Genomic DNA, 25,222 nt, shown 5'->3' with positions numbered 1-25,222 from the left:
GGCGCTCGGTTCTGGCCATAGTTTTACGGTAGTCGGATGACCGGCCCTGGGACACCTGTCGCCCGGGTGGTGAGTGCGGTGTCCCCGGTGGGGAGCTCCGGCGGCCCCGCGCGGCTCCTGGTCCGGGCCGGCTCATGGTCCGGGTCATGAGCTCATGATTCAGGCCGGACGCGCGGACACCAGTACGCCGATCTTGTCGATGCGGTGCTCCGGGTTGTCGTGGGCGTCGCGCCAGTGGTTTCCGGCCGCGTCGTCCTCGGGTGTGGCGCAGGTGGAGATGGTGATCATGGCCCGGGTCGGTTTCCCGCCGGGCTTGCCCGGCACCTCGGCCCGCTGTTCGGCGAGCGAGCGGGCGGAGCGGAACGAGGTCTCCCGGGTTCCGGTGATCCGGTACTCGTACACCGTGCCGTCCTCCGTCACGAGGACCGTGTCGCCCCGGTCGAGCGACGGGAGGTCGCGCAGCGGTCCCCCGGCGGACAGCCGGTGGGCCGTCACCAGGTAGTTCCCGATCTCGCCGGGCCCGACGCCGCCGTCCTTGCCGTACGGACTCGCCGCCACTCCCCTGTCCTGGATACGGGTGCCCGGCGTGTCGTCCGTCGTGCCCTCGTACGGGACCACGCGGAGGTCCGTGACGCCGATCTCCGGGATCGCGAGGCCGGCGGCCTCGGTACGCGGATCCGTCCTGTCGGACGGCGTGCCGGAGGACGCGGGGAGACCGACAGCGGCGGGAACGCCCGGGGAGGGCGCGGCCGCCACCGCCGCGGGAGAGCCGACGGCCAGCACGGCCGCGACGGCGACGACGGCACGGGGAACACGTCTCACGACAGCTGCACGGGAAGGGTGCACGGCAGGCCCCGGAGTGGCAGGAGGAGGGTCGGAGGGCGGGGCGCCTCCGGGACATTTCCGGGGCGTCTCCCGCACCTCCCAGTAGACCACCGGTCGTCCCGCCCCGCCCTGACACCCGGCTCAGGCCGCGGGCCGGGCCCACGACGATGGCGATCCGGCCGACGCCGAGGTGGACGGGAGGCGCCGCCGGTGACCGTGTCCGGAACCCTCCGCGCGGGGCCGCCGTAATCTGGGGGCATGCGCATGCGCCCCACTCTGACCTGGACCCCGCCCGAAGACCTGCCGCCCGGAACCACGGATCCCTCTCCCGTCGCCGAGGCGCTGGCCTCCGGCGGTGTGCTGGTGCTGAGCGGGGCGGGCATCTCCACGGAGTCGGGGATTCCCGACTACCGGGGGGACGGCGGGAGCCTGAGCCGGCACACCCCGATGACGTACCAGGAGTTCACCGCCGACGCCGCTGCCCGGCGGCGCTACTGGGCGCGCAGCCACCTCGGGTGGCGCACGTTCGGCCGGGCCCGCCCCAACGCGGGGCACCGGGCCGTGGCCGCGTTCGCGCGGCACGGCCTGGTGTCGGGGGTGATCACCCAGAACGTCGACGGTCTGCACCAGGCGGCCGGCAGCCGGGACGCGGTGGAGCTCCACGGGAGCCTCGACCGGGTCGTCTGCCTCTCCTGCGGCACGTTCAGCGCGCGCCGCGCACTCGCCGCCCGGCTGGAGGCGGCCAACGAGGGCTTCGCGCCGGTGGCCGCCGGGCTCAATCCCGACGGTGACGCCGACCTCACCGACGAGCAGGTCGGGGACTTCCGGGTGGTGCCCTGCGGGGTCTGCGGCGGCGTCCTCAAGCCGGACGTGGTGTTCTTCGGCGAGGCCGTGCCTCCGGAGCGGGTGGCGCGCTGCCGCGCCATGGTCCGTGACGCGTCGACGCTGCTGGTTCTCGGGTCCTCCCTGACGGTGATGTCGGGTCTCCGGTTCGTGCGCCAGGCCGCCGAGGAGCGGAAACCGGTGCTGATCGTCAACCGGGACGCGACGCGGGGCGACACGCATGCCGTCACCCGCGTCGCGCTCCCGCTGGGGCCGACCCTCACCGCCGTGGCGGGCCGGCTGGGGATCTCCGTCGCCGAGGAGACCACCGGGGCCCCCTGATGCCCGGGGCCGGGGAGCCGTGCGGTGCCGGCCCGGTGCGGGAGGTCACCGGGGCAGGCCGGCCAGGGCGAGCAGCAGGGACTTCACGTCGGTGGCCGCGATGCGGTCGCCGACCGCGTGGGGGGCGGAGCAGATGAGGAGCGGACCGTCGTCGTCGCGTTCCGGGAGGCGGCCGTGGCTGCCGCGTACGGGTGAGGCGTCGAGGGGTACGACCGCCATGCGGTAGCGCATGCCGAGCTTCTTGCGGGCGAGCGCGGTGGCGGCCTTGACCTTGACGTAGGGGTCGAGCGGATCCATGAACAGTTCGACCGGGTCGTATCCGGGTTTGCGGTGGATCTCGACGAGGGGTGCGAAGTCGGGGGCGCGGGCGTCGTCGAGCCAGTAGTAGTACGTGAACCAGGCGTCCGGTGCGGCCAGGGCGACGAGTTCGCCGGAGCGGGGATGGTCCAGATGGTGGGCCTTCTTGCCCTCGTCGTCGAGGAGCACGTCGATGCCCGGCAGGTCGGCGAGGGCGGCGCGGGTGGCCTCCAGGTCCTCGGGGCGGCGTACGTAGATGTGGGCGATCTGGTGGTCGGCGACCGCGAAGGCGCGGGAGGCCATCGGGTCCAGGTACTCCATGCCGTCCTGGGTGTGCACCTCCAGCAGTCCGGCGCCGCGCAGGGCGCGGTTGATGTGGACGGGGCGGTCGACGGGGGTGATGCCGTACTCGGACAGGACCACGACGGTGCGGTTCTCGGCGCGGGCGTCGTCCAGCAGCGGTGCGATCACGGCGTCCAGCTCGGTGGCGGCGCGGTGGGCGCGCGGGTCGTCGGGGCCGTAGCGCTGGAGGTCGTAGTCGAGGTGGGGGAGGTAGCACAGGGCGAGGTCGGGGGTGCGGGTGCGCAGGATGTGCCGGGTGGCGTCGGCGATCCACCGGCTGGAGACGAGGTCGGCGCCGGGGCCCCAGAAGTGGAACAGGGGGAACGTGCCGCATTCGGCGGTGAGTTCGTCGTGGAGTGCGGGGGGCCGGGTGTAGCAGTCGGGTTCCTTGCGGCCGTCCGCGTAGTACACGGGCCGGGGGGTGACGGTGATGTCGGTGTCGGCGCCCATCGCGTACCACCAGCAGATGTTGGCGACGGTGTAGCCGGGGTGGGTGCGGCGGGCCGCGTCCCAGAGCTTGTCGCCGGTGACGAGGCCGTTGTGCTGGCGCCACAGGAGGATGTCGCCGAGTTCGCGGAAGTACCAGCCGTTGCCCACGATGCCGTGTTCGGCGGGCGTGGTGCCGGTGAGGAAGGTGGACTGGGCGGTGCAGGTGACGGCGGGCAGCACGGTGTCGAGGTTCGCGCGGGAGCCGGTGCGGGCGAGGGCCGCGAGGTGCGGCATGTGCTCCAGCAGGCGGGGGGTGAGGCCCACGACGTCCAGGACGAGAAGGGGGGTGGGGTTCGGGCCGGCGGGTTCGGCGTTCACGGCAGCTCCTTCAGGCCGAGGTCGCTCAGCAGGTCGCGGACGAGGTCGAGTTCGGCGGCGATGCCGTCGGCGAGCCGGCCCCGGTCGCGGGGGCGCAGTTCGGGCGGCAGGGCCTGCCAGGTGTAGGTCTCGACCTCCAGGTGGCGGGTGAGCGGGTGGGGGCCGCCGACCAGGCGCGCGAGGGCGGACTTCATGACGGGGAGGGTGGAGGTGAGGGGCGCGGCGGGGGCGGCGTGCAGGGGGACGTGGAAGTGGACGCGCCAGGGGTCCGTGTCGGGCAGGGTGCCGCCGTTCAGCGCTTCGGCGAGGTCGTCGGTGCCGCGCGGGCCGGTGGCCGCCCCACCCGGGTGCGGCCGGCTGCGGGTCTGGTGGAGGAAGCGGGGCTCGTCGAACGCGGCGAGGGCCCGGCGGACCTCGGGGAGCCGGGGGCGGTCGGCGTCGAGGGCGGCCGAGAGCTGGGACTTGACGATGGTGACGCCTGCCCGGGTGAGCGCGTCCAGGGCGGTGCCGGGGTCCTCGAAGGAGGTGGCGAGGTGGCAGGTGTCGACGCAGACGCCGATGCGGTCGTGGGCGATCGCGGTGAGCGGGGCGATGGCGTCCGCGGTGGTCTCCACGATGCAGCCGGGTTCGGGTTCCATGCCGATCCGGATGGAACGCCCGGTCACTTCCTCCAGGGCGTCGAGGCGTTCGGCGAGGGTGCGCAGGGCGGTGCGGGCGGTGTCCGCGCGCCGGTCGTCCCAGGGGGTGCGCCAGGCGAGCGGCAGGGTGGAGATGGAGCCCTCGGTGATGTCGTCGGGCAGCAGCGCGGCGAGGACGCGGGCGAGCGAGTGGGTGTGGCGGAGCCGTTCGGGGTCGGTCCAGTCCGGCTGGTAGACCCGGTACTTGACCTCTTGGTCACCGAATCCCTGGTACGGGAATCCGTTGAGGGTGACGACTTCGAGACCGCGGCGGGCGAGTTCGAGACGCAGCGCGCGGAGCGCTGCGGGGTCGGTCACCAGGGCCTCTGCCGCGTCCTTGGCGAGCCACAGGCCGATGCCGAGCCGGTCGAGGCCCAGGCGGCGGCGTACGGGTTCGCAGTGGTCGCGGAGCTGTGCGAGGACTCCGTCGAGTGTCTCGGCGGGGTGGACGTTGGTGCAGTACGCGAGGTGGACGACGGTACCGTCGGGATGCCGGAAGCGCATGGCTCACTCCCCGCCGCGCTGGAGGCTGTTGCCCTCGTGGGTGGGTCCGGTGGCGGACGCGTCCAGGTTCAGGCGCCCGCTGAGTCCGTAGAAGGCGACGGGGTTGCGCCACAGCACCCGGTCGACGTCGTCGTCGGTGAAGCCCTCGGCGAGCATGAGGTCGGCGACCTTGCGGATCTTCAGGGGGTCGCTGTGGCCCCAGTCGGCGGCGGAGTTGACCAGAATGCGTTCGAGGCCGTGGGTACGGAGGATCGCGACCATCCGCTCCTCGTCCATCTTGGTGTCGGGGTAGACGGAGAAGCCGAGCCAGCAGCCGCTGTCGGCGGCCAGGTCGACGGTGGTCTCGTTGAGGTGGTCGACGAGGACCCGCTCGGCCGGCAGCGCGGACTCGCGGACGAGGTCGAGCGTGCGGCGCAGCCCGGTGAGCTTGTCCCGGTGCGGGGTGTGCACCAGGGCGGGCAGCCCGTGGTCGGCGGCCAGTTGGAGCTGGGTGGCGAGAGCGGTGTCCTCGGCCGGCGTCATGGAGTCGTAACCGATCTCGCCCACCGCGACGACCTGGTCCTTGACGAGGTAGCGGGGCAGTTCGTCGAGTACCGGGGCGCAGCGGGGGTCGTTGGCCTCTTTCGGGTTGAGGGCGAGGGTGCAGTGGTGGGCGATGCCGTACTGCGCGGCGCGGAAGGGTTCCCAGCCGAGCAGGGAGTCGAAGTAGTCCAGGAAGGAAGCGGGCGAGGTCCGGGGCTGCCCGAGCCAGAAGGACGGTTCGACGACGGCGTGCACACCGGCGGCGCGCATGGACCGGTAGTCGTCGGTGGTGCGGGAGGTCATGTGGATGTGGGGATCGAAAAGGCGCATCAGGACTCCTTGCCGTGGGGGTCGTCCGACGGATGCGGGGTTGCCGGGGCGCCGGTGAGGGAGAGCACCCGGTGGAGGTCCTCGGGCACGGGCCGGCCGGCGGCGGTGCGTTCGGCGGCGAAGTCGCGCAGCATGCGGGCGAGTTCGGTGTCGCCGTGGGCGCGTCGTGCCAGCTCGGCCGCCGTGTCGACGGGGACCCCCGTGAACAGGCACTTGAGGAGGGCGTGCCGCCAGGCGTGGGCGTCCAGGTGGCGGGCGGCGTAGGGGCCGACCGCGGCGGCCAGGAGCCGGGTGTCGTTGGTGCGCAGCGCGTCCTCCACGAGGGGCAGCGCGTCCGGACCCGGTACGAGGGCGGGCAGGGCGTGCAGGACGGCGCGCCGCTCGTCGGCGGTGCCCTGCCGGTAGACACGGGTGAGCGTGTCGGTGTCGGCCCGGGCCGTACGCAGCAGCAGGACCCGGGTGGCGTCCGCGTGCGTGGGTCCGCAGCGGCGGCCGGCCTCGGCGAGGCGCGCCTCCCATGCGGGCAGGGGGCCGTGGTCGCGCGGGGGTGCGGTGGCGTCGGCGAGGGCCCGGTCCAGCCAGGTACGGGCGGCGGGGTGGAGCCGGGTGCGCAGCAGGGCGAGCAGCGTATCGGTGGAGGTGGCGGCGAGGGTGGTGCCGGCCGGCCCGGTGGTGTCCGGGACGGTCGCGGTGGTGGCCTCCGGGGCGGTGGTCCGGGGTGTCATGCGGGTCTCCCTTCGGGGGTGGCGGTGAACGTGCCGGGCGGAGGTGGTGCGCTGTCCGGAGGGGGCGCGTTGTCGGGGCGGGGTGCGGTGTCGGGCCGGGGTGCGGTGTCCGGTGGCGTTCGCCGGGGGATGGCGGTGGCGGCGCGGGCGGCCCGGCGCAGGAACGGGAGCGACCGGGTGGCCTGCTCGGGCCCCGCGTGCGAGTGCCGGGGCAGTTCGACGACGGTCAGGCCCTGGTAGCCGGTGGCGGCGAGGGCCGCCAGGACCGGCGGGAAGTCGATCTCGCCGTCGCCGAAGGGCAGGTGCTCGTGCACGCCGCGCCGCATGTCGTCGATCTGGACGTGCCGCAGCCAGGGGGCGGCGGCACGGACGCAGTCGGCGGGAGGGAAGGGTTCGAGGCACTGGCAGTGACCGATGTCGAGGGTGAGGCCGAGGTGCCCGGGATCGCCGAGCGCGCGGCGCAGCCGGTGGAAGTCCGCGAGGGTGGCGAGGAGGTGGCCGGGTTCGGGTTCGACGGCGAGGGGGATCCCGGCGGTCGCGGCGGCGTCCACGACCGGGGCCATGGAGTCCGTCAGCCGCTGCCAGGCGGTGTCCGGGTCCGTGCCGTCGGGGGTGATCCCGCTGAAGCAGTGCACGGCGTGGGCCCCGAGGTCCGCGCCGACCCTGACGGCGCGGAGCAGCAGGTCGGTGCGGCGGGCCCGGTCGGCGGGGTCGGCGTCGAGGAGGGTGGGGCCGTGCTTGCGCCGGGGGTCGAGGACGTACCGGGCGCCCGTCTCCACGGTCACGCCCAGCCCGAGCCCCGCCAGCCGGCCGGCGACGCGCCGGGTACGCGCGCCGAGGCCCGGGGCGAGCGGGTCGAGGTGCATGTGGTCGAGCGTGAGTCCGACTCCGTCGTAGCCGAGGTCGGCGAGGAGGCCGAGGGCGTCGTCGAGCCGGAGGTCGCCGAGGCCGTTGGTGCCGTATCCGAACCGCAGCGGCGCGCCGGTTCCCACGGGAGGCGCCGAGGGCTCGGGGAGATCGGCCCGGGGGCTCATGTGATGCTCACTTTCCGGGCGAACCTGGCGGCGAGGGGGGCCAGTACGACGGTCAGCAGGGCGGTGGCCGGGGCGCCGGAGCGGGCGCAGAGCGCGGCCTGGAGCGGGATCGTGGCGCGGATGCCGCCGCCGACGGCGCGCTGGGTGAGGGCGGGCGACGGGTTGAGGGCCGCGTGGAGGCAGGGGCGGGCGGCCGTCACGGCGTAGCCGGTGGCGATACCGGTGCGCAGGAGGTCCCCGGCGGCCCGCGCCGGGGCGGGCGTACCGGATGTTGCACGCGTACCGGGCCGTGCGCCGAGCAGCACGGTGAGGGCGCCGGCCGTGGCGAGCGCGGCCAGCGGTACGAGCGGGGTACCGCCGGTCGTCTCCCGCCGGGAGACCGCGGTGACGGCCAGGGTGTGGCCGGCGAGGAGCGCCGCGGACGGGGCCGCGTGCCGGACGGGGCGGGTACCGGGCCCGGTCGCGGCCGCACCGAGCAGCAGGTCGAGGCCGCGCGCCGCCGCCATCGCCGCCGGGCCGGCCGGGGTCCGTTTGAGCCCCAGGTCGTACGCCCACACCGCCGCCGCCAGCGGGATCGCGACGGCGAGGGCGGGGCGGCCCGCCCGGGCGGCCAGGGCGAGGCCCGCCGCGGTGCAGACGGAGGCCGCCGCGAGGGCCGCTCCGGGGCGCACCCGGCCGGAGGGAAGGGGGCGGTGGGGGCGCTCGGCGGCGTCCTCGTCCCGGTCGGCCCAGTCGTTGAGGGCCATGCCCGCCTCGTAGAGGCAGACGGACGAGCCGATGGCCAGCAGGGTGCGGGGGCCGGGGCGCCCGCCGGACGCCGACGCTCCGGCAAGTACGTCCCCGGGAACGGTGAACAGGGCCGGGAGGCGTAGCAGTTCGGCCCAGGCCCGCAGGTCGGGGCCGCGGCGGGCGGGTGTGACCACCGGGGTGTTCCGGGGGTGCGTCCGGCGGGGCGCGTTCTCCGGGCCGAGCCCGTTCTCCGGGCGGGCCGGGAGAAGCCGGGCGCGGGGTCCGGGCGCGGGGTCCGCAGCGGGGGCCCGGCGGCCCGGGCGGCGCACCGCGGACCGGAGCGCCGGCACCAGGCTCTTCAGCACCCCGCCTCCTGGGTGGCGGGCTTCTCCGCGGCGGGCTTCTGCGTGGAGGGCTTCTGCGTGGAGGGCTTCTGCGTGGTGGCGGCGGCGCCCGCCTCCGTACTGGCCCGGGCCGGCCCCTCGCGCAGTCGCCCGGCGAAGCGGAGCAGGGCCGCGTACTGCTCGCCCAGGGCTGCGGGGCTGTCGCCCACCGGGTCCTTGAAGTAGAACCCGAGGTCGCCCAACGGCCCCTGGAATCCGGCTTCCTGGGCGCGCAGGGCGAGTCGGGCGAGGTCGATGACCAGCGGGGCGGCCAGTGCCGAGTCGCAGCCCTGCCACAGGGTCTGCAGGATCATCCGGGTGCCGAGGAAGCCGTCGAACGCGACGTGGTCCCAGGCCGTCTTCCAGTCGCCGAGCGCGGGTACGTCGTCGATGTGCACCACGCCCTGCGGTGTGGTGCCGAGAGTGTCGGCGAGGACTCTCCCCTTGCCCGCATTCTTCGCCGCGGCAGCCGCCGGGTCGGCGAGGGCGGCTCCGTCGCCTCCGCCCAGCAGGTTGGTGCCGGACCAGGCGCGGACCGCCAGGGCCCGCTGGGCGAACATGGGGCCGAGGACGGACCGCAGCAGCGTCTGGCCGGTCTTCCCGTCCCGGCCGGCGTACGGCAGGCCGGAGGCCGCCACCGGACCGGCCAGCTCCGGGTGGTGCAGGCCCGTCGACGGGGTGAAGTTCACGTACGCGCACCCGGCCCGCAGGGCCGCCGCCGCGTACAGCGAACTGGGCGGCAGGGTCGCGCCGGTGGCGGCCGGCTCGGTGGACGACACGTTGACGACCACCGTGCGGGCCAGTCCGTGTCTGCGCGCGAAGTCCTGGATGTCCCGGGCGAAGGCGGAGATCACCTCGTCGGGGCCGCGGGCGTCCCCCGCCACCGGGCCGCCCGGCCTGATCTCCGCGTCCGCCGCGGCGAGTTCGGTGGCCACGGCGGCCGGGAGGCCGTGCGGCAGCACTCCGGCCGCCGCCAGTTGCTCCGCGCGCTTGGGCAGCGGGCAGTCCAGTACGTCATGGCCGCCGAACACCAGCGCAGTCAGGGACGGAAGACCCGATGCGGCGAACGGGGGTGTCTCGGTGACCATTCCGGTGGGCGGGTGCAGGCCGGCGGCCACGGCGGCGCAGCCGGCGACGGTGGTGGTGGCGACGGAACCGCGGGCGCCGATCAGCCACACCCCCACCCGAGCTGAGGAAATAGACGCGGACATGACAGACATGGCAGCCTCCTTGCCGGGCGAATTCCCTGCGTGTCTTGCGTGTGCGGTACGAATGCCGTGCGGGTGCCTTGCGGACGCCGGCGCTGACCGGCGCACGTCCCCGGGCGTAGACGGCGGACGATGACCGGACACCACCTACTGGAGTTCCTTGATCCGGATGTCGCGGAACGACACCTGGTCACCGGCTCCGTGGTTCCGGATGCCGAGGTGGCCCTCGCGCAGGCTCCGTTTCGGATCGGTGTTGGTGAAGTCGTTGATCCGTACGCCGTTGAGGGCGGGCTCCGGAGCCGCCGGGCCCCGGAGCCGCCCGGGTCAGGAGGGCTGGGTGCCGAAGGCCGCGTCGAAGGATGCCTTCGGCGGGTCGAAGTCGAACGCCTTGAGCCGGGCCAGGGCCTCGGGGGCGCCCTGGAGCCGGTCCATACCGGCGTCCTCCCACTCGACGGAGACCGGCCCCTGGTAGCCGATGGAGGCCAGCATCCGGAAGACGTCCTCCCAGGGGACGTCGCCGTGGCCGGCGGAGACGAAGTCCCAGCCGCGGCGGGGATCGCCCCAGGGCAGGTGGGAGCCGAGCCGTCCGTTGCGTCCGTCCAGACGCTTACGGGCCTCCTTGCAGTCGACGTGGTAGATCCGGTCGCGGAAGTCCCAGAGGAAGCCGACCGGATCGAGGTCCTGCCACACGAAGTGGGAGGGGTCGAAGTTGAGTCCGAAGGCGGGCCGGTGGTCGACGGCTTCCAGGGCGCGCCGGGTGGTCCAGTAGTCGTAGGCGATCTCGCTGGGGTGGACCTCGTGGGCGAAGCGGACGCCTTCGGCGTCGAAGACGTCCAGAATCGGGTTCCACCGGTCGGCGAAGTCCTGGTAGCCGCGCTCGATCATCGACTCGGGGACGGGCGGGAACATGGCGACCAGATGCCAGATCGCCGACCCGGTGAACCCGATCACGGTGTCGACGCCGAACGCCGCCGCGGCACGGGCGGTGTCGGCGATCTCGGCCGCGGCACGCCGCCGTACGCCCTCGGCCTCGCCGTCCCCCCAGATCCGGGCGGGCAGGATGGCCTGGTGGCGTTCGTCGATGATGGCGTCGCAGACGGCCTGTCCCACCAAGTGGTTCGATATGCCCCAGCACTTGAGCTGGTACCGGTCCAGGAGCTCGCGCCGCGAGTCCAGGTAGGCGGGATCGGCGAGCGCCTTGTCGACCTCGAAGTGGTCTCCCCAGCAGGCGAGTTCGAGGCCGTCGTAGCCGAAGTCGCGGGCCAGTCGGCAGACCTCCTCCAGAGGGAGGTCGGCCCACTGACCGGTGAAGAGCGTGAAACTGCGCGGCACGGGGGCCTCCTCTAGAACGCGATCGGGGTGTAGACGGAGCTCTTCTCTGCGCTCTCCTCCACCGCGGCGAGCACCCGCTGGACCTGCAGCCCGTCGGCGAAGGAGGGTTCTGGGGCACGCTTCTCGGCGATGGCGTGCACGAGATCGCGGGCCTGGTGGACGAAGGAGTGCTCGTAGCCGAGGCCGTGGCCCGGGGGCCACCAGGCCTCCACATAGGGGTGGTCGGGCTCGGTGACGAGGATCCGGCGGAAACCGGCGTGCGTTCCGGGTTCGGTGCCGTCGTGGAAGGCGAGTTCGTTGAGGCGCTCCAGGTCGAAGGCGAGCGACCCGCGTTCTCCGTTGAGTTCGATGCGCAGCGCGTTCTTGCGGCCGGTCGCGTAGCGGGTGGCTTCGAACGAGGCGAGAGCGCCGGAGGCGAACCGGCCGGTGAAGACGGCGGCGTCGTCCACGGTGACCTCCCCGGTACCGGCCACCGCCCCGGCGGCGAGGCCGCTGGTGGGCCCGGCGGGCAGCGGGCGCCGCCGCACGAAGGTCTCGGTGAGCGCGGAGACCCCGGCCAGCCGTTCGCCGGCCAGGTACTGGGCGAGGTCGACGATGTGCGCGCCCAGATCGCCGAGCGAGCCGGAGCCCGCGTGCTCCTTGCGCAGCCGCCAGGTGAGCGGGAAGGACGGGTCCACCAGCCAGTCCTGGAGGTAGGACACCCGTACGTGCCGCAGCGTGCCGATCCTTCCCTCGGTCACCATCCGGCGGGCCAGGGCCGTGGCGGGCAACCGCCGGTAGTTGAAGCCGACCATCGTCAACTGCCCTTTCGTGGATGCCTCTTGGGCAGCGACGGTCATCGCGGAAGCTTCCGCCACCGTGTTGGCGAGAGGCTTCTCGCACAGCACATGCTTGCCCGCGGCCAGCGCGGCCAGCGCGATCTCGGCGTGGCTGTCGCCGGGGGTGCAGATGTCGACGAGGTCGATGTCGTCCCGCGCCACCAGGACGCGCCAGTCGGTCTCGGCGCTCGCCCAGCCGTGCCGGTCGGCCGCCGCCCGGACCGCTCCACCGTCACGGCCGCAGACGGCCGCCAGGACCGGTCTCAGGGGCAGGTCGAAGACGCGGCCCACGGTGCGCCAGCCCTGGGAGTGGGCGGCGCCCATGAAGGCGTATCCGACCATTCCGACGCGGAGCGGTGGCTTCGCCGCCTCCGGCCCTTCGATCTGCTCCGGGTGTCCCATGGTGGGTCCTCCTCATCCTCTTCGTAGATCCGTGGGGGTGCGGAGGCCGTGTCCGCGGCATCCGTCCGGGCCCGCGCCCCTTTCCGGGCGCGCGGCGGGACGCCGCGGACACGGCCTGGCCCGTCAGCGGAAGCCGGTGGGCATGTACTGGTCGACGTTGTCCTTGTCGACGACGGCGGAGTAGAGCGTGATCGACGAGGGGATCTCGTACTCGGCGAGGCCGCCGACCCCCTTGGCCTGGCCGAGAGCGCGGGCCAGGTCGACGGCCGAGGCGGCCATCGTCGGCGGGTACAGCACGGTCGCCTTCAGGACCCCGCTGTCCTGCTTGATCACCTCGAAGGCGGAGAGCGCCCCGGCGCCACCGACCATCAGGAATTCGTCGCGCCCGGCCTGTTCGATGGCGCGCAGGGCGCCGACGCCCTGGTCGTCGTCGTGGTTCCACAGGGCGTCGATCTTCGACTGCGCCTGGAGGAGCTGGGCCATCTTGGCCTGACCGGACTCGACGGTGAAGTCGGCGGCCTGGCGGGCGACCTTCTCGACGTTCGGGTAGTTCTTGAGGGCGTCGTCGAAGCCCTGGGTGCGCTGCTTGGTCAGCTCCAGGTTGTCCAGACCGGCGAGCTCGACGACGTGGGCGCCGGACTTGCCCTTGAGCTTCTCGCCGATGTAGTGACCGGCGTTGAAGCCCATGCCGTAGTTGTCGCCGCCGATCCAGCAGCGGTACGCCTGAGGGGTGTTGAAGATCCGGTCCAGGTTGATCACCGGAATGCCGGCGCGCATCGCCTTCAGCCCGACCTGGGTGAGGGCCTTGCCGTCCGCGGGCAGGATCACCAGGACGTCGACCTTCTTGTTGATCAGGGTCTCGATCTGGCCTATCTGCGCGGCGGTGTCGTTGGAGCCCTCGGTGATCTCCAGGGTGACGTCCGAGTACTTCTTGGCGCGGCTCTTGGCGTTGTCGTTGATCGCGTTGAGCCAGCCGTGGTCGGCCTGGGGGCCGGCGAACCCGATGGTGACCGGCTTGCCGGGCTGGTCGTCGGCGGCCGGCCGCTCGGCGGCGGCGGGCTTCTCGTCCTTGCTCTCGTTGCTCGTGCAACCGGTGAGCAGCGCTCCTGCGGATATGGCGGCGCTCCCGAAGAGCAGCCCTCTGCGGCTCGTGAGGTGTGACATGGCGGTGAACCCCTTCCTCAGGTCGTGCTCGCGGTGCGGCGCTGGACGAGCACCGCGGCGACGATGATCGCGCCCTTGGCAATCTGCTGGACGTCGCTCTGCAGGTTGTTCAGGGCGAAGATGTTGGTGATCGTGGTGAAGATCAGGACGCCGAGCACGGAGCCGGTGATGGTGCCGCGCCCCCCGCTGAGCAGGGTTCCGCCGATGATCGCGGCCGCGATGGCGTCGAGTTCGTAGAGATTGCCGTTGGTGTTCTGTCCGGACCCGGAGAGGATGATCAGCATGAAGGCGGCGATGCCGCAGCACAGTCCGGACAGCAGGTAGAGGTAGAGCCGCTGGCGGCGTACGTCGATGCCGGCGAGCCGGGCCGCCTCGGCGTTGCCGCCGACGGCGATCGTACGGCGGCCGAAGGTGGTGCGGTTGAGCACCAGCCAGCCGACGACCGTCACGGCTGCGAACACCAGGACGAGGGGCGGGATGCCGAGTACGTACGAGTCCCGCTCGCCGAGGCCGAGGAGCCCGTCGACGGTGACGATCTGGGTCTTGCCGTCGGTGATCTGGAGCGCGAGCCCGCGGGCCGAGGCGAGCATGGCGAGGGTGGCGATGAACGGGACCATGCGGCCGAAGGAGATGAGCACCCCGTTGACGAGTCCGCATCCGACGCCGACGAGCAGCGCCGTGACGAGGATGCCCAGGAAACCGAACTCCTGAGTGGCCACCGTGGTCGCCCAGACCGAGGCGAGGGCCACGATCGCGCCGACCGAGAGGTCGATGCCGCCGGAGGTGATGACGAAGGTCATGCCGACCGTGACGACGCCGATCACCGATGCCTGGGTGAGGACGAGTTGAAGGTTCTGGGTGTCCAGGAACTCGTCCGGTTTGGTGATGCCGCCGACGACGACGAGGGCGAGCAGCACGCCGACCAGCGAAAGGGTACGGATGTCGGCGCGGGCCACCAGGAAGCGCCAGGCGGGGAGGGTGCCGGCCGGTTGCGCCTTGTCGGTGCTGTCGCGGGGCGGGGAGGCGTGCTGCGTCATGATGCCGGGCTTCCTTCCAGAACGATGTCGAGTACGCGGTGTTCGTCGAGCTCGCGGGCCGGGGCCTCGTGCACGACACGGCCTTCGCGCAGCACCAGCACGCGGTCGGCGAGGCCCAGTACTTCGGGGACCTCGCTGGACACGAGCAGCACCGCGAGTCCTTCGTCGGCCAGCCGCCGCACCACCGCGTACAGCTCGGCGCGGGCTCCGACGTCGACGCCCCGGGTCGGTTCGTCGAGCAGCAGCACGCGGCAGCCGCGCAGCAGCCAGCGGGCGAGTACGGCCTTCTGCTGGTTTCCGCCGGAGAGGGTGCGGACGGGCACCGAGGGGTTGTCGGGGCGCAGGGACAGTTCACGGGTGGCCGCGCGGGCGGCTTCCCGTTCTCCGCGGCGGTCGAGCCAGCCGGCGCGGGAGAAGCGGGAGAGCGTGGAGAGGGAGACGTTGCGGGTGACGGACTCCAGCATCAGCAGCGCCTGCGCCTTGCGCTCCTCGGGGGCGAGGCCGATGCCGGCCCGGACCGCCGCGCGCACACTGCCCGGCCGCAACGGCGCTCCGTCGACGCATACCTGTCCGGACGTCGGTCTGCGGGCGCCGTAGAGGGTCTCCAGGATCTCGGAGCGGCCGGAGCCGACGAGCCCGGCGAGTCCCACGATCTCGCCGGGGCGGACGGTGAGGTCCAGCGGCGCGAACTCGCCTGCGCGGGCGAGCCCGCGCAGCTCCAGGACCGGAGGCCCGTCGGGCGGGGACGGTGGCCGCCGGGGGAAGACGTACTCGACGTTCCGCCCGGTCATCAGGGCGACGATGTCGTGGGTCGGGGTGGAGTCCGCGGGCAGTCCGCCCGCGACCGCCCGGCCGTCCTTGAGCACGGTCACCCGGTCGCCGATGCGGCGGATCTCCTCCAGGCGGTGCGAGATGTAGACCACCGACACACCTTCCGCGGTGAGCGCCCCGACGATCCGGAACAGGTTGTCGACCTCGTCCGGGTCGAGGGCGGCGGACGGCTCGTCCATGACGATGAGGCGGACGTCGTGGGAGAGCGCGCGGGCCATCGACACGATCTGCTGCTGTGCGGCCGGCAGTTCTCCGACGAGCCGGGCGGGGTCGATCTCGGGGTGGCCCAGACGCCGCAGGAGTTCGGTGGACGAGGTGCGGGCGGCTCGGCCCCTGACCACGAACCCGGCGGTGGTCGGCTCGTGGCCGAGGTGGATGTTCTCGGCGACCGACAGGTGCTCCACCAGGTCGAGTTCCTGGTAGATGGTGGCGATGCCGAGACGCATGGCGGCGATGGGCGAGCGCAGGGTCACGGCCTCGCCGCGCCAGTGGATGGTGCCGGTGTCGGGCTGGTGGGCACCCGCGAGAACCTTGATCAGGGTGGACTTGCCCGCACCGTTCTGGCCGAGCAGGCAGTGCACCTCGCCGGCCTGGACCTCCAGGTCGACGCCGTCCAGGGCGCGGACACCGGGGAACGACTTGGTGATGCCGGACATGTGGAGCAGCGGTGGCTGGAGTGCCATGTGGGTTCCCCTCGGCAGACGTACGGCCTCGGTCAGGACTGGAGCACCTGGACGTGACGGGTCGGGTCGGATTCGGGCATGCGGGCGCGGTACGAGGTCGCGCTGTGCGGATCGCGGCGGAACGGCGATGCGGTGGCTCGCGGTACGGGTGGTACGGAGCGGCGGTGGCCTGTGCGGAACGTGCAAAGGCGCGCGGAACGTACGGAGCTGTGCCGGGCGGGCGGTACGAGCGGTGCCGGGCAGTACGGGCAGTGCCGGCGAGCGGGCAGTGCTGGTCGGGCGGTACGGGCCGTGCGAGCAGTGCGGGCGGTGCGAGCAGTGCGGGCGGTGCGGGCGGTGCGGTGCGCTGTACCGGGGGCCGTTGGCGGGGAACGCCCTACGCGGGTGAGAAGAGGTGATCGCTGATGAGCCGGGCGGCACCGATGACTCCGGCGTCGTGGCCCAGTTCTCCGAGGACGATCGGCAGGTTGCCGGTCGCCAGGGGCAGCGACTGGCGGTAGACCTGGGTGCGGATGGCCGCGAGCAGGGTGTGGCCGAGGCCGGTCACTCCGCCGCCGATCACCACCAGGCCGGGGTTGAAGAAGGAGACGAGCCCGGCGATGACCTGCCCGACGTGGGTTCCGCCCGCGCGGATCAGATCGAGCGCGATGGCGTCCCCCGCGGCCGCGGCGGCTGCGACGTCGACGCCCGTGAGGGTGCCTTTCGCCGCGAGCCGGGCCGCGAGGTCGGCCGACAGGCCCTGCTGGGCCGCTTCGGTCGCGTCGCGGGCGAGCGCCGCACCGCCGAAGTGCGCTTCCAGACAGCCCCGGTTGCCGCAGGTGCACGGCCGGCCGCCGGGGACCGCCTGGATGTGCCCGATGTCCCCGGCGCTGCCCGTCACCCCGCGGTGGACCTCACCGCCGGCGACGATGCCGCACCCGATGCCGGTTCCGATCTTGACGCAGAGGAAGTCGGTCACCGAGCGGGCCACGCCCGCGTGCCGCTCCCCCATGGCCATCAGGTTCACGTCGTTGTCGACCATGACCGGGCAGCCGAGTTCCTGGCCGAGTACCTCCCGCACGGGGAAGCCGTCCCAGCCGGGCATGATGGGCGGTGCGACCGGAACACCCTCGGGAAAGCTGACCGGTCCGGGCACTCCGACGCCGGCGCCGTCGAAGCCATCGGCGAGTCCCGATTTCCTCAGCTCCGCCGCCAGATCCAGCACGTGCTCGAAGACCGCGACGGGGCCCTCGCGTACGTCCATGGGCCGGTTGAGGTGACCGAGTACCTCCAGTTCGGCGTTGGTGACGGCGACGTCGACCGAGGTCGCCCCGATGTCGACACCGAGGAAGCGGAGCCCCGGTGCGAGCCGGACGTTGTGGGACCGGCGCCCGCCGCGCGAGGCGGCGAGGCCGTCGGCGGCCACGAGCCCGGTCTCCAGGAGCCGGTCCACCTCCACGGCCAGTCTCGATCGCGAGAGGTCGACCTGTTCGCCGAGTCGCGCCCGGGACTGGGGACCGTGGTCGCGCAACAGCCTCAGCAGGTGGGCCTGGTGGGCGTTCGCCGGTCGTTCGGTCATGCGTCTCACGTGTCCCTCCTCGCCACAACTCGGCCTGACTGCACCGGACTTGCGGAGCCGGCTTTCGGTGGAACGTAGCAGTCAACGGCACGGCCGTGAAGAAGTCGTGCGTCGATTCGCGCAGACTTTTTCCGCTCCGAGGACAAAGCCCCTGCTGGATGACCTCGTTCGTCCGGAGTGCGGCCTCGTCCACCGAAGCGACCGGGACACGAGGGCTCTCCACCGGCGGGTGCGGCCAGCGCCTGGCCGCACCCGCGCCGGCCGGGGAGGTCACCGGACGTGATCGTCGCCGACGCCGAATCCGGTTCTGCCCACGTGCCGTTCACGAAGCCGCTGATGGACAAAGTCGCCGCGTGTCGGGACCTGGGCCCCCGAAGAGCTTGCGGGAGCGCTCCCATGAGCTTCGGCTCCCGGTCGGTCACCCCCGCGCGAACGCGGCGGCGAGCGCCGCCGCGCCGATCAGCTCCGCGTCCCTGCCCAGCTGGGCGGGGAGGATGTCGAGGGACGCGGCGATGGCGGGCTGGGCGCTGCGGTGCACCGTCGCCGCCACCCCCTCCAGGAGCGCGCCGCCGGCGGCGCCGAGCTCGCCGCCGATGATGACCGCCGCCGGGTTGAGCAGGTTGCTCAGCACGGAGAGGACCTCGCCCAGGATGCGGCCCGCGTCGTTCAGGATCCGCCAGGTGGTCGGATCGTCCGGCCGGTCCCCGAAGGAGACGCCGGAGCCCAGGCTGGGATGGGTGTGGGCGATCTGCGCCTTGACGGACTCGACCGAGACCACCGCCTCCAGGCAGCCGCGTCGGCCGCACCGGCACAGCTCCGTGTAGCCGGGCAGCGGCGTGTGGCCGATCTCCCCGGCGATGCCCAGAGCTCCCCGGTACGGCTCGCCGCCGAGCACCATCCCCGCGCCGATGCCGTGGGACGCCTTCACGTACAGAAAGTCGGAGTAGCCCTGGCCGGCGCCGCAGCGCAGTTCGCCGTAGGCCCCGAGCACGGCGTCGTTCTCGACGTGCACCCGCAGGCCCAGTCGGCGTTCGAGTTCCTTCCCGGGGTCGAGACCGACCCAGCTGGAGAGGATGGTGGGCGACCGCACCAGCCCGGTGGCGGAGTCGAGCGGTCCCGGGATCCCCGCGACCACCGTCGAGAGGTCGTCGACGGCATGCTCGCCGCGGAGTTCCGCGAGCATGTCCGCCGCCGCGTCCATGGCCTCGGACGCGCACAGGTCGACGTCCAGGTCGGCACGCCGTTGGGCCAGCATCCGGCCCGTGTCGTCGACGACGGCGACCTTGATGTGGGTGTGCCCGAAGTCGAGCGCCGCCGAACTGGACCCGCCGGGAACGCATCTCAGCACGCCCGCCGGGCGTCCGCTGCCGCTCCCCGGCCCCTTCGCCTCCGGGTCCTCCTCCCTCACCCGCTCCTCGGCGATGAGCCGGGAGACCGCGTGATTGACGGTGCTCCGGGACAGACCGGTGGCGTCCACGAGTTGCGCACGCGTGAGCGCACCGCCGCCCTGAATGACCCGGAAGATTTCTTCCCTGGTTCTGTTGCGGGGTGAGGAGCGATCGGAAGCCACATCCATGGGCCGATGATAGTGGCAAGCTCCAGTTCTACCCGTCGTTGGCGAAACGTCCCTTTCTGTTTCCCGCAAACCCCGGGAACTACTTCTTCTTTCAGTTGTCGATGGTCGAAAAGGTGCTCCACACCCTCCTCTTTTCGTTCGACACCCAGCAGGATTCCGACAGCGAGCACGCGCCGTCGTTGCACTGCACCCCACGACACCCGGGCCGGGCCGACGCTCGCGGCCGACGCCGCCCCGGTCGTCGCGGCCCTCTGATCCACGGCCCGCCGATTCCCGCCCGGGCCGCGACGACCACCCTCCGGCCCTTTTCGGCCCTCGGCTCCGGCGCGCTTCCGCCACCGTCGATACCTCGCCCTGTCACGCCGGGGCCACACCGTGTTCACGAAGATCGCCAAGAGTCGGAATGCAAGCGGATTTCAGGGGCTGTCCCGGGACGGCCCTCACCAGAACACACTTTGCTGAGGACGACCATGTGCCTTGACGGACACTGCGAGCACCAGGTGGACATCCTCCACCCCGACGCCGGGCGGACCGGCGGACCCGGGGGCGGGCCGGGGCGCCGCGGGCTGCTGGCGGCGGGCGTCGCCGGTGCGGCTGCCCTCACCCTCGCTCCGATGACGTTCGCCCCGTCGGCCCAGGCGGCGGAGCCGGCCCCGCAGGGTTCGGAGACGACGCACGTCATCAGTGGCCATCTGGCCACCGGCGTGGCCGACTTCGTCCACCTCCCCGTCGAGGTGCCGTCCGGTGTGCGGAAGATCGCCGTGTCGTACGCGTACGACAAGCCAGCGGTCCCCTCCGGCACGCCCGGCAACTCCTGCGACATCGGCATCTTCGACGAGCGCGGCATCGGGCTGGGCGGGCGCGGCTTCCGGGGCTGGTCCGGCGGTTCGCGTACCTCCTTCGAGATCAGCAACAGCGAGGCCACGCCGGGGTATCTGCCGGGCAAGGTCGGCCGCGGCACCTGGCACATCGTGCTCGGGCCGTACCAGGTCGCGCCGCAGGGGCTGAACTACCAGGTCCAGGTGACCCTCACCTACGGCGAGCCCGGCCCGGCCGCTCCCCGCAGCTTCCCACCGCAGCGGGCCAGGGGCCGCGGCCGTGCCTGGTACCGGGGCGACTGCCACCTGCACACGGTCCACTCCGACGGCAAGCGCCTGCCCGCCGAGGTGGCGGCCGGTGCGCGCGACGCGGGGCTGGACTTCATGGTCTCCACCGACCACAACACCTCGTCCGCTCACGCGGTGTGGGGCGAGCACGCCGGTTCCGACCTGCTGATCATCACCGGTGAGGAGGTCACCACCCGCAACGGCCACTGGCTCGCCCTCGGCCTGCCCCCCGGCGAGTGGATCGACTGGCGCTACCGCAACCGCGACGACGCCTTCCCCCGCTTCGCCCGTCAGGTGCGCCGCGGCGGTGGCCTCGTGGTGCCCGCCCACATGTACTGCGCGTACGTGGCGAGCCAGTGGAAGTTCGGCTTCGACGACGCGGACGCCACCGAGGTGTGGACCGGCCCGTGGACGTACGACGACGAGCACGCCGTCAGCACCTGGGACCAGAAGATCGGTGAGGCGGTGCGCTCGGGCGGCCGCCCGCTGCCGGCCATGGGCAACAGCGACGCCCACAGCGCCCCGCAGGTCATCGGCCTGCCGCACAACGTGGTGCTCGCCGACGACCTGCGAACCGACTCGGTCATGGACGGTATCCGCGCCGGGCGCAGCTGGATCGCCGAGTCCGCCGCGGTGGAGCTGACCTTCACCGTGAGCGGCGACGCACGGCAGGCCGGGATCGGCGAGACCATCGAGGCACCGGCCGAAGCGCCGGTGGACGTCCGCCTGGACGTGAAGGGCGTACCGAACGGCACGGTCCGCTTCATCACCGACGAGGGCCAGATGCACCAGGAGTCGCTGAGCGCCGAGGGCGCGGGCACGGTGGTGTGGCGTACGACCACGTCGCTCGCCGCGTACGTGCGCGCCGAGGTCCGCCACCCGATGGCGAACGGTTCGGCGGGGCAGGGCAACACCATGGGCGACGCCCTGATGTTCGGCCCGATGGCCGCCCTCACCAACCCGGTCTTCCTGAAGACGTCGGGGCGCTGAGGGCGGGCCGACCGGGGGCCGGCCGGCACCGGCCCCACGCCGCTTTTCAGCCGCGGGCGAGCCGGAGGGTGACCAGCTCGAACGGGCGCAGGGTGAGCGCCGCGCCCGCGTCGGTGAACTCCGGTGCGGTGGCCTCGTCCAGCGTCCGCTCCAGCAGGTCGGTCACCGCGATGCCGGTGGCCTCGAAGCCGAAGCCGATGCGGGCCCTGGCCCGGCCGCCGGTGGACTCGTAGAGCCGTACGACGAGTCACCGCTGGCGTCGTCGGCCGGCTTGACGGCGCTGACGACGACGGCGGGATTGTCGACTGACTGGGTCTCGGACGCGTAGCGCTCGGCGTGCACGTCCAGCGGGAACGCGGCGTTGGGAGACGTCGAGGTCGGTCTTCGCTGTGTCGGGCGTGCCGGGCACGGCGCCCTCTTCGCTGTGCTGCCAGATCTTCCAGCCCGAGCCGGCCCCAGTTCGGTGTCGACGACCCGGAGGAAGTCGCGCAGTTGGCCGGTGCTGAAGTTCTCCGGACAGGCAGTGCCGTTGCGGAGCTCCAGGTCGATCGCCGGGGGCAGTTCTCCGGCCGCTCTCCCGGTGTATCCGGCGCTCTTCATCGTCTTCACGAGGTTCCGGTCCTGCTCGCCGCCCGGTGTCCTGCCGTAGAGGTGGTGGGCGCCGCGGATCAGGCCGGCCTCCTTCGCTCCCTCCATGTCGCGGGCGAACCACCGGTCCTGTTCGGTGGCTCCCTCGGTGGACTTGGCGAACATGAACGCGTGATCGGCCGCGCGCACCCGGGACCAGTCGATGGCCTCGTCACCGGGGTGGTTGTAGTGGCTGGTGTCGATGCCGGAGACCCGGTAGCTGCCCGGCGGGGCGGCGTCCGCGCGCGGCGCGGCGGGGCCGGCGAGCAGCGCCACCGCGCTCGCCGCGGCCACGACGGCCCCGACGGTTCGCGCGTGCGGAGCCCTTTCGGCTCCTGGTGGGAGCAACGGGCCGAACGGGAGCGAGGGACGCGGCGCATGGAGGGGGGCGGGGCGCCCGGGGTACGGCCGAGGAACATGCCGGGGACCTTCTTTCACTGAAGTGGCTGAGCAGGCGCTGAGCAGTGGAGGAGCGACGGGGTGCTGAGGGGCGTCGGACGGGCCGTCCATCACTCGGTCAGGTGATTCCGGGTGCGGGTGCACTCGGCCGGCGCGACCGGAGTTCGCCCGCGTGTGTACGGCTCTGCCGCTGGATCGTGCGACGCGCCAAAGACCGGTCACGCCGCTGTCGGCGCGACCAGCATGCCGGACGGCCCACCCGACTCGCTACGCTCTGACCCCATGCAGGCCGATGCGTCCATGTATGCCACCATGCACGCACCTGACCTGCCGTTATGCCGTCATGCCGTGAAGCAGTCGATGCGGGGGCGGGACGCCACGGCCGTCGTCGTCGGGACACCGGGAGGTCACCACGGCGCGTGCACAGGAAAGTCCGGACCGGGAAGCACCACGAGGTGCCCCGCCGGGCGTCCCGCCGGACACACTGCCGGGTGCGGCGCTGGCCGAGTTGCTCCGTAGCTGGTGGGAGCGGGCCGGAGGTGCCGACAAAAGTACGCGGCCGACTCAGCAGGCGCTCGCCTCCCGGCTGGGCATCGACCAGACCACGCTGTCGCGGCATCTGAACCGGAATCATCCCTCCACCGCTCCCCTCCGGGTCGTGGAGGCGCGCCCGGTGTGGTCCTCTCCGACGACGCGGGACATCGCTGGCCGCTGGTCAGGAAGAAGCAGCACGAGGACCGGTTCACCCTGGGCCGCGCGGTGCAGCACCTGCTCGTGGAGCGGCACTACGAACTGAAGGTGGACGGCATCATCGGGGAGAGGACGCAGGCCGCCGTCATGGACTTCCAGCGCGGCAGGCAGCTCCCGACCGACGGCAAGGTGGGCGAGGACACCTGGCCGTGGCTGGTGATGGACGTCAAGCCCGGCTCCAGGGGGGAAGCGGTCCTGGCGGTCCAGGAGTTGCCGAACCGCACGGGGCGGAGCGCCGCGGAGGTGTCGGGGGTCTTCACGCCCACGACGGCCCGTAGCGTGCGGCTCTTCCAGGAGTACTACCGCCTGCCCGCGACCGGGTGGGTGGACCAGGCGACCTGGCGGTTCCTGCTGACCCACCAGCAACCTGCCACCGACACGCCCGCGTTCCAGAAGTCGCAGACCCGCGCCCCCGCCGCCTCCGGGTGAGCGGTGGTCACACGGTCCGTGCGCCGGGCGGGCTCCCGTGGGCCGGCGGCGGTCTCCGACCGGCGCGCCGATGAGGCCGTGCGGGTTCCGCGGCCGCTCACCCCTCGGCTGTGAACGTCGCCCGGTCGTAGTCGGCGTGGTGGCCTCGTCCGGTGAGGTCCCAGACCCACAGGCCGACGAAGGCGCCCGTGAAGCCCATGGCCCTGACCTGCCCTCCGGTGACGTCCTCGGCGTGCTCGTCGGAGAGCACGGTCGCGTCGGCCACCTCGCCGACGGGGCGCCGGCCCGAGCCGGTGTCGTAATGGAAGCGCAGTTCCCCGCCGTCCAGCTCGCACCCGAGGCTCAGCCTCGCGATGCCGTCGAGGGGAATCCCGCCGGCCTCGTCGACGGTCAGCACGCCCCGGTCGCTGCTCGCCCTGCGCAGCACGGGCCGGCCCCGGTCGTCGGCGGTGACGTACAGGTAGTACCAATTGCGGGTGTTGTAGTACGCGGTGATCCCGGCGAGGTGCTGGAAGGCCTCGGGCCGGTACTCCATGGTGGCTTCGAAGGAGCAGCGGGGCGCGGTCACCCGCTGGGCCACCAGGCTCGGCCCGACGAGGCTGTGCGGGGCGCGGCCTCCCCGGATCCTCAGGTGGGAGGGGCGGTCGGTGAGCGACAGCCACTCCGGTGCCGCGGGGCGCCGGAGCGTGGACCACTGGACCCCCAGGGCGGGCCGGTCGAAGTCGTCGGCGAGGGGGGCGCCCGGCGCCGGGGTGTGCTCCGGGAGCGCCTCGCGTCGTACGGAGGCGGGGGCGGCCACTTCCAGGGCGGGTTCGCCCGTCGGGACGCGGGGCCAGTCGTCGGGAGTCCAGATCACGGGTGCCAAGGCCGTCTCCCGGCCCAGGACGCACGGCCCGTGCCGGCCGAGCGGCCGGGCGACGAGGTAGGCCAGGTAGGACTCTCCGGCGGGGGTCGTCACGAGGCTGCCGTGACCGGCCTTCTGCAGGGTCAGGTCCGGGCGGTGGCGTGCGGTGATGAGCGGACCCTCCGGGTCGCGTTCGTACGGGCCGGTCAGGGCACGGGAGCGGGAGACGGTCACCTGGTGGTCGTAGCCGGTGCCGCCGTCGGCCGTCAGCAGGTAGTACCAGTCGCCGACGCGGTAGAGGTTGGGGCCCTCGATCCAACTGTCGCCGGGAGGCAGGCCGATGAGGACGGGGTCGCCGCTCAGGGCGCGGGCGGCGCGGTCGTAGCGGGTCGCTTCCAGGCCGGCGGACCCGCCGTGCCCGGGCCGCCAGTCGTGGACGAGGTTGATCAGCCAGCTGTCGGGGCCGTCGTGGAAGAGGGACGCGTCGAAGCCGCGCGCGTGCAGCAGGACGGGCTCGGACCAGGGGCCGTGGACCGAGGGAGCGGTGACGAGGTAGTTGGGGGCGTCGGAGAAGCCGCCGGTGTACGCCGACACGTTGCTGTAGACGAGGTGGAACAGCCCGTCGGCGTGGCTCAGGCTGGGGGCCCACACGCCGCCGGAGTCGGGACATCCGGTCAGGTCGAGCGCCGGCGGGCCGGCGAGCGCCCCGCCCAGGGGTTCCCAGTGGACCAGGTCCCGGGAATGGTGCAGCCGGACGCCCGGACACCATTCGAACGTTGAGGTCGCCAGGTAGTAGTCGTCGCCGACCCGCACGATCGAGGGATCGGGGTGGGAACCGGGAAGCACGGGGTTCCGTACGACCTGCGCAGATCCGTCTCGCACGCGCTTCTCAGCCTTCCGCTCCGTCCCCGGGAGGTCCGGGCTCCTGATGATCAAGGGGGAACGTAGCGTCGAACAGACGCATCGACAACCGTCCGCCTCTCGGCCGGGCAGGCCCATGACGGAGCCGGCCACGCGTCACCACCCTCCCGGAAAGGGAGGTTTCACAACAAAAGGCACGCGGTAGGCAGAGGGTTCGGCCCGGTTCTCCGGGGCCTCGCCGCGGCGCGGCAGGCGTCCTTCGCCTTCG

19 protein-coding genes and 3 pseudogenes are annotated in these 25,222 nt (G+C 72.9%); 3 read left to right on the top strand and 19 right to left on the bottom strand.

The features are described 5' to 3' along the window. Window positions 1-159: 159 nt before the first annotated feature. Window positions 160-822 carry a class E sortase gene (locus OG599_RS34310; protein ID WP_442809649.1) on the bottom strand — a complete coding sequence of 221 codons (663 nt, stop codon included), beginning with the start codon at window positions 820-822 and terminating at the stop codon, window positions 160-162. 261 nt (window positions 823-1,083) lie between these two features. On the opposite strand from OG599_RS34310, the gene OG599_RS34305 reads away from it, so the two are divergent. Further along, complete coding sequence (locus tag OG599_RS34305; protein WP_327179871.1) at window positions 1,084-1,989, top strand: NAD-dependent protein deacetylase; 906 nt, start codon at window positions 1,084-1,086, stop codon at window positions 1,987-1,989. Between the two features lie 45 nt (window positions 1,990-2,034). On the opposite strand, the gene OG599_RS34300 is transcribed toward OG599_RS34305, so the two are convergent. The 15 genes and pseudogenes from OG599_RS34300 to OG599_RS34230 form a co-directional block, all read right to left on the bottom strand. Beyond that, window positions 2,035-3,435, bottom strand: a complete 1,401-nt coding sequence (locus OG599_RS34300) for a nucleotide pyrophosphatase/phosphodiesterase family protein (RefSeq protein ID WP_327179870.1) — start codon at window positions 3,433-3,435, stop codon at window positions 2,035-2,037. Then, the gene (gene eboE / locus OG599_RS34295; RefSeq protein WP_327179869.1) at window positions 3,432-4,616 is read right to left on the bottom strand and encodes a metabolite traffic protein EboE; all 1,185 of its coding nucleotides are present in this window, start codon (window positions 4,614-4,616) and stop codon (window positions 3,432-3,434) included. Before eboE ends, OG599_RS34300 begins: the two co-directional genes overlap by 4 nt. Before the next feature lie 3 nt (window positions 4,617-4,619). Then, complete coding sequence (locus OG599_RS34290; protein ID WP_327179868.1) at window positions 4,620-5,468, bottom strand: TatD family hydrolase; 849 nt, start codon at window positions 5,466-5,468, stop codon at window positions 4,620-4,622. Then, entirely contained in the window at window positions 5,468-6,193 is a 726-nt protein-coding gene (locus tag OG599_RS34285) for an EboA domain-containing protein (RefSeq protein WP_327179867.1), read from the bottom strand. Before OG599_RS34285 ends, OG599_RS34290 begins: the two co-directional genes overlap by 1 nt. Then, entirely contained in the window at window positions 6,190-7,227 is a 1,038-nt protein-coding gene (locus OG599_RS34280) for a sugar phosphate isomerase/epimerase family protein (RefSeq protein ID WP_327179866.1), read from the bottom strand. The genes OG599_RS34285 and OG599_RS34280 overlap by 4 nt, the downstream gene beginning before the upstream one ends. After that, entirely contained in the window at window positions 7,224-8,150 is a 927-nt protein-coding gene (locus OG599_RS34275; protein WP_327180289.1) for an SCO3242 family prenyltransferase, read from the bottom strand. The genes OG599_RS34280 and OG599_RS34275 overlap by 4 nt, the downstream gene beginning before the upstream one ends. Before the next feature lie 164 nt (window positions 8,151-8,314). After that, window positions 8,315-9,550, bottom strand: a complete 1,236-nt coding sequence (locus OG599_RS34270) for an inositol-3-phosphate synthase (RefSeq protein ID WP_327179865.1) — start codon at window positions 9,548-9,550, stop codon at window positions 8,315-8,317. A 144-nt stretch (window positions 9,551-9,694) separates the two neighbouring features. Then, window positions 9,695-9,832, bottom strand: a pseudogene (locus OG599_RS34265) (family 16 glycoside hydrolase); the annotation flags it as partial. A gap of 39 nt (window positions 9,833-9,871) precedes the next feature. After that, window positions 9,872-10,879 carry a sugar phosphate isomerase/epimerase family protein gene (locus OG599_RS34260; RefSeq protein ID WP_327179864.1) on the bottom strand — a complete coding sequence of 336 codons (1,008 nt, stop codon included), beginning with the start codon at window positions 10,877-10,879 and terminating at the stop codon, window positions 9,872-9,874. 11 nt (window positions 10,880-10,890) lie between these two features. Further along, window positions 10,891-12,099, bottom strand: coding sequence for a Gfo/Idh/MocA family protein (locus tag OG599_RS34255; protein WP_327179863.1), 1,209 nt, complete (start codon window positions 12,097-12,099; stop codon window positions 10,891-10,893). 123 nt (window positions 12,100-12,222) lie between these two features. Beyond that, complete coding sequence (locus OG599_RS34250; RefSeq protein WP_327179862.1) at window positions 12,223-13,263, bottom strand: substrate-binding domain-containing protein; 1,041 nt, start codon at window positions 13,261-13,263, stop codon at window positions 12,223-12,225. Between the two features lie 17 nt (window positions 13,264-13,280). After that, a complete protein-coding gene (locus OG599_RS34245; protein ID WP_327179861.1) occupies window positions 13,281-14,300 on the bottom strand; it encodes an ABC transporter permease in 1,020 nt (339 codons plus the stop codon). Then, window positions 14,297-15,814, bottom strand: a complete 1,518-nt coding sequence (locus OG599_RS34240; protein WP_327179860.1) for a sugar ABC transporter ATP-binding protein — start codon at window positions 15,812-15,814, stop codon at window positions 14,297-14,299. Before OG599_RS34240 ends, OG599_RS34245 begins: the two co-directional genes overlap by 4 nt. Before the next feature lie 376 nt (window positions 15,815-16,190). After that, on the bottom strand, window positions 16,191-17,372 hold the full coding sequence (locus OG599_RS34235; protein ID WP_327179859.1) for an ROK family transcriptional regulator: 1,182 nt from the start codon (window positions 17,370-17,372) through the stop codon (window positions 16,191-16,193). A 418-nt stretch (window positions 17,373-17,790) separates the two neighbouring features. Continuing rightward, a complete protein-coding gene (locus OG599_RS34230) occupies window positions 17,791-18,948 on the bottom strand; it encodes an ROK family transcriptional regulator (protein ID WP_327179858.1) in 1,158 nt (385 codons plus the stop codon). Between the two features lie 470 nt (window positions 18,949-19,418). Here OG599_RS34230 and OG599_RS34225 point away from each other — a divergent pair, with 470 nt between their 5' ends. Continuing rightward, window positions 19,419-21,044, top strand: a complete 1,626-nt coding sequence (locus tag OG599_RS34225; protein ID WP_327179857.1) for a CehA/McbA family metallohydrolase — start codon at window positions 19,419-19,421, stop codon at window positions 21,042-21,044. A gap of 46 nt (window positions 21,045-21,090) precedes the next feature. On the opposite strand, the pseudogene OG599_RS34220 reads toward OG599_RS34225, so the two are convergent. Then, window positions 21,091-21,353, bottom strand: a pseudogene (locus tag OG599_RS34220) (glycosyl hydrolase-related protein); the annotation flags it as partial. A 216-nt stretch (window positions 21,354-21,569) separates the two neighbouring features. Further along, a pseudogene (locus OG599_RS34215) lies at window positions 21,570-22,181 on the bottom strand (GH25 family lysozyme); the annotation flags it as partial. Window positions 22,182-22,745: 564 nt separating this feature from the next. Here OG599_RS34215 and OG599_RS34210 point away from each other — a divergent pair. Further along, window positions 22,746-23,249, top strand: a complete 504-nt coding sequence (locus OG599_RS34210) for a peptidoglycan-binding domain-containing protein (RefSeq protein ID WP_327179856.1) — start codon at window positions 22,746-22,748, stop codon at window positions 23,247-23,249. Window positions 23,250-23,346: 97 nt separating this feature from the next. Here OG599_RS34210 and OG599_RS34205 read toward each other — a convergent pair whose 3' ends face one another. Beyond that, window positions 23,347-24,975: a family 43 glycosylhydrolase gene (locus OG599_RS34205; protein ID WP_327179855.1), complete on the bottom strand. Its 1,629-nt coding sequence runs from the start codon at window positions 24,973-24,975 to the stop codon at window positions 23,347-23,349. Window positions 24,976-25,222 lie beyond the last annotated feature (247 nt).

It is taken from the genome of Streptomyces sp. NBC_01335, from assembly GCF_035953295.1.
Classification (GTDB): Bacteria; Actinomycetota; Actinomycetes; order Streptomycetales; family Streptomycetaceae; genus Streptomyces.
Note: the sequence above shows the minus strand (reverse complement) of the source record. Positions and strands in the feature narration are given on the sequence as shown.

What these genes read in the sequence shown, in the direction of transcription:
- OG599_RS34235 (WP_327179859.1), bottom strand. Translation starts at nt 17,372, where the DNA reads ATGACCGAACGACCGGCGAACGCCCACCAGGCCCACCTGCTGAGGCTG.
- OG599_RS34245 (WP_327179861.1), bottom strand. Translation starts at nt 14,300, where the DNA reads ATGACGCAGCACGCCTCCCCGCCCCGCGACAGCACCGACAAGGCGCAA.
- OG599_RS34290 (WP_327179868.1), bottom strand. Translation starts at nt 5,468, where the DNA reads ATGCGCCTTTTCGATCCCCACATCCACATGACCTCCCGCACCACCGAC.
- OG599_RS34250 (WP_327179862.1), bottom strand. Translation starts at nt 13,263, where the DNA reads ATGTCACACCTCACGAGCCGCAGAGGGCTGCTCTTCGGGAGCGCCGCC.
- eboE (WP_327179869.1), bottom strand. Translation starts at nt 4,616, where the DNA reads ATGCGCTTCCGGCATCCCGACGGTACCGTCGTCCACCTCGCGTACTGC.
- OG599_RS34240 (WP_327179860.1), bottom strand. Translation starts at nt 15,814, where the DNA reads ATGGCACTCCAGCCACCGCTGCTCCACATGTCCGGCATCACCAAGTCG.
- OG599_RS34255 (WP_327179863.1), bottom strand. Translation starts at nt 12,099, where the DNA reads ATGGGACACCCGGAGCAGATCGAAGGGCCGGAGGCGGCGAAGCCACCG.
- OG599_RS34305 (WP_327179871.1), top strand. Translation starts at nt 1,084, where the DNA reads ATGCGCATGCGCCCCACTCTGACCTGGACCCCGCCCGAAGACCTGCCG.
- OG599_RS34270 (WP_327179865.1), bottom strand. Translation starts at nt 9,550, where the DNA reads ATGTCCGCGTCTATTTCCTCAGCTCGGGTGGGGGTGTGGCTGATCGGC.
- OG599_RS34285 (WP_327179867.1), bottom strand. Translation starts at nt 6,193, where the DNA reads ATGACACCCCGGACCACCGCCCCGGAGGCCACCACCGCGACCGTCCCG.
- OG599_RS34230 (WP_327179858.1), bottom strand. Translation starts at nt 18,948, where the DNA reads ATGGATGTGGCTTCCGATCGCTCCTCACCCCGCAACAGAACCAGGGAA.
- OG599_RS34225 (WP_327179857.1), top strand. Translation starts at nt 19,419, where the DNA reads ATGTGCCTTGACGGACACTGCGAGCACCAGGTGGACATCCTCCACCCC.
- OG599_RS34280 (WP_327179866.1), bottom strand. Translation starts at nt 7,227, where the DNA reads ATGAGCCCCCGGGCCGATCTCCCCGAGCCCTCGGCGCCTCCCGTGGGA.